A 3,440-nucleotide genomic window follows, 5' to 3' on the forward strand; every position below is an offset into this window, starting at 1 on the left:
TCATCCATTTTTAGAATATCTATATCTCCACTGTAATCATAATAAGTATAGTTATTTATTGTATCTACTCCATAACCTTTTTTGAAGATATATGTGTCTGCTCCATAACCACCGTTTAGACTATCATTACCTGACTTTCCATCTAATACATCTCCATTATCTGTTCCTGTGATCGTGTCAGCTCCATCAGTTCCTAATATAAATTGACTTGCACTTGCAATATTATAAAATCCTATTGATATATCCTTGGTTTTTTGAAGAAAATTATTTAAAGAAATGCTTACTTTAGCATCATTTTGATAGTATTGCTTCAGTTTCCTAAATATAATTGCATAATTAGTATTGTTAATATTCTTACTAAAAAACTGCTCCAATATAGAGGTATCACAGCTAAATGTTCCAGTTACAACATCATACTTATAATCAATTAAATCTACATAACTACTCAAGAAACTCTGCTCAATCATACTTTTAGAAAAATTATTACTCAGATCTTCAAATATATTATTTAGTATAGGTGCAGAAGCTGCATTTGGATTAACTCCATCAACCCCTATAAATTTTTGACCTGTAAACATTTCTATAGCTACTAATTTTCTAGCATCTATATTAGTTCCTCTGCTACCTGGATCAATAGTAAAACAGCCTGCCCATCTATAAATTATCTCAGTCATTAATCCTTTATCTTCTATATATTGTATATTATTCACATATTTAATGACTAAAGCCTTTAGGTTTTCATCTAAAGTCATGGCCTTTCTAAGAGAATATACATTACCTGAACCACTAATTTCTGGCAATAGCTCCACATCTGCATTTATGTCAATTAAATTAAAATCTCTTGTATCCATATAATCTGCATTAAATATAAATTGATTCAATTCTATTGTTTTGTTATCACTGGTATTAAAACTACCAATAACTTGCTTAGTTGCATTTGATATGTTTTCGCTGCTTAAAATACTATTACTTAGGTTTATTGATTTTATCCCAGCTTCCTCTAAAGTCTTTAATTCTCCTGCTTCTACTTCTCCATCAGAATTTAAATCCTGCCATATTTTAAGTTCTTTGTATATAGAATCGCTTATATCGATTTTATTGTCCTTATTAGAATCTACGTCTTTTAATGCTTCCAAACCATCTTTAGCAGTACTTCCACTTGATAATATAGTTCTATCTCCAAATAACTCTCTCCCACTATCTATAATGCCATTTTTATTTATATCCCTCACTAAGAATCCATCATTAGGCCCAATCCATTGAGTTTTTTCTGCTAATCCTGTGTCATCTAAATTAAAATTGACCCCTTTTTCAACGGTACTTACACTTACTCCATCACCATTGAGATCAAAAACCACTGGATCATATCGCCTTGCCACAGAAGCATCTTTTAGTTGATCATTTATCTTTTTCCTAAAATCTTCTAAAGCACTTTCAGACAAAGGAGAATTTTTCTCAGTAGCTATTGCACCATAAGAATTTGAAAAAACTCTAGAAATATATTCGCTATCTTCACTTATGGAAGCATCGTCTTTATAAAATTCTTTAAGATACTTGTCAAAGTACTCCTTATAAACCGCATCTCCTGTTTTCTCATTCAGATATAGGAAAAATGCTACGGTAACAGTAGCTAGTCTTCTTCTTTCAACATCTGAAAGATCATTATTCTTAATACTATTTAAAACACTTACCAATGAGGCTTCAGATTTGTCGTGGTATATAACTACTAGTGGCTGAAATATTTCTAATTCCTTTGGATCAATAAATTCACTAGCTGCACTCATACTGCTACCTATATAATCGATTACATTAATTCCTGCAGGTGAGCAAAGGATCTCTGTAAAAGATTCTACATCTTCTACCTGCCATAAAACATCCATAAGTTGTCCATTATGTCTTCCAAAAATAGCTTTTGCTGCTTCTAATATTTTATCTGCTGCATAAAGCTCACCTTGTATATAAAGCTTAAGTGGCAGTGGAATTGGCATGTCTCCTGCAATATCAGCTAGATCACTAAATCTAAATTGTTGTAACCCATCTACACCTGAGTAATTGTCAATCTTTTCAACAATATCAAAAACTCTGTCTACTTTGTCTAATCCACCAGATAGCTTTTCTACCCATTCTTTTACTGGAGCTAGTACTGCTATAGTGTTCCTTAATTTACTATACTGAGCCGAATCAACATTCTGAAAGTATTCGTTTACTTTTGTCACAATACTTCCTAATCCAAACTTCCTTGTCTCTACTCCAAGATCTATTTCTACTAAATCAAACAGTATTGTAGAGAGTTTGTCCTTTACTTCTATTGCATTCGATAGTCCCGCCAAGGCGTATCCCAATGTATTTCCAGATCCATCAGATATCTTTACAACTCCATTGAAGAATTCAATATTAAACTCTCCATTTTTAAGTTTTGTTTGGAATTCAGTATCTGCTTTGATTTTTTCCCAACTTTCTATATTAAGCTCATCAAAGTTGGTATTTACAAAATCACTTATTGATACTTTTCCATCCTGTACATCCTGCAGTTTGCCCATTATAGACTCAATATTTCCCCACTCCATAATATCCTCCCTTAAAAATAAAACTAATAGATATACACCTATTAGTTTTATTTTATCCTTATATTTACTTTTGTGTCAAATAACTATTTTATTGTAACTTTTTATAGTTTAATTTACTACTAATCCCAACATGTGATAAATCTTTATACATCCATAGTTATTTTGACTATCTGCACTACGTCTTTTAATGAACAAATTATTTCTTATGATGTTTTAATTATTATATTATTATTGTCTGAATTCTGCACTGTGTTGAAATTATATTGATTAGAGTTATACATACTGCTATCTGTAGTAAATGCATTGATTTCATGAACAGCTACTTCTGCTAAAGATGAATAATTTATAGATGTAACTGTGTTTGCTGATAACGTAGCAATATGATTATTTAAATCTATTGCTTTATTTACAGAATTAGTATCCCATATCGTTCCGTCTGCAAATTGTATTTTGTCTACAGCGTAAGTTCCATAATAAAAGTATCCTGCCACTACTACCTTATCTCCGGTCAGACTTACGTCGGCGTTCTTTACTCTTAACTCTAAGTCATTTCCTACTCTTCTTGCTAGCACTTCACTTTCATTAATATCTTCCATCTTAAGAACATCTATGTCGCTTGTGTAATCACTGCCAGTGTAGTTGTCTATCTTATCTACACCGTAACCTTTCTTAAAGATATAGGTGTCTGCTCCATATCCTCCATTTAGGCTATCATTTCCTTCTCCTCCATCAAGCGTATCATTATATCTGTTTCCTGATATAGTATCATTTCCTTTATAACCTTTCATTATGGATACCATATCTGACCACCCTACAAGATTATCCTCTCCATCTGTTCCATCTATAGCTGTGGCTAATTGTTTTACTTTAGCG

1 protein-coding gene and 1 pseudogene are annotated in these 3,440 nt (G+C 31.9%); both read right to left on the reverse strand.

What is annotated here, in order from left to right:
- Positions 1–2,567, reverse strand: a pseudogene (locus tag JHL18_RS10505) (hypothetical protein); the annotation flags it as partial.
- A 203-nt stretch (positions 2,568–2,770) separates the two neighbouring features.
- Positions 2,771–3,440, reverse strand: a 670-nt coding sequence (locus tag JHL18_RS10510) for a calcium-binding protein (protein WP_200268886.1), incomplete at its 5' end; no start/stop codon positions are given.

It is taken from the genome of Clostridium yunnanense (assembly GCF_016595795.1).
Taxonomy (GTDB): Bacteria; Bacillota; Clostridia; order Clostridiales; family Clostridiaceae; genus Clostridium_AR; species Clostridium_AR yunnanense.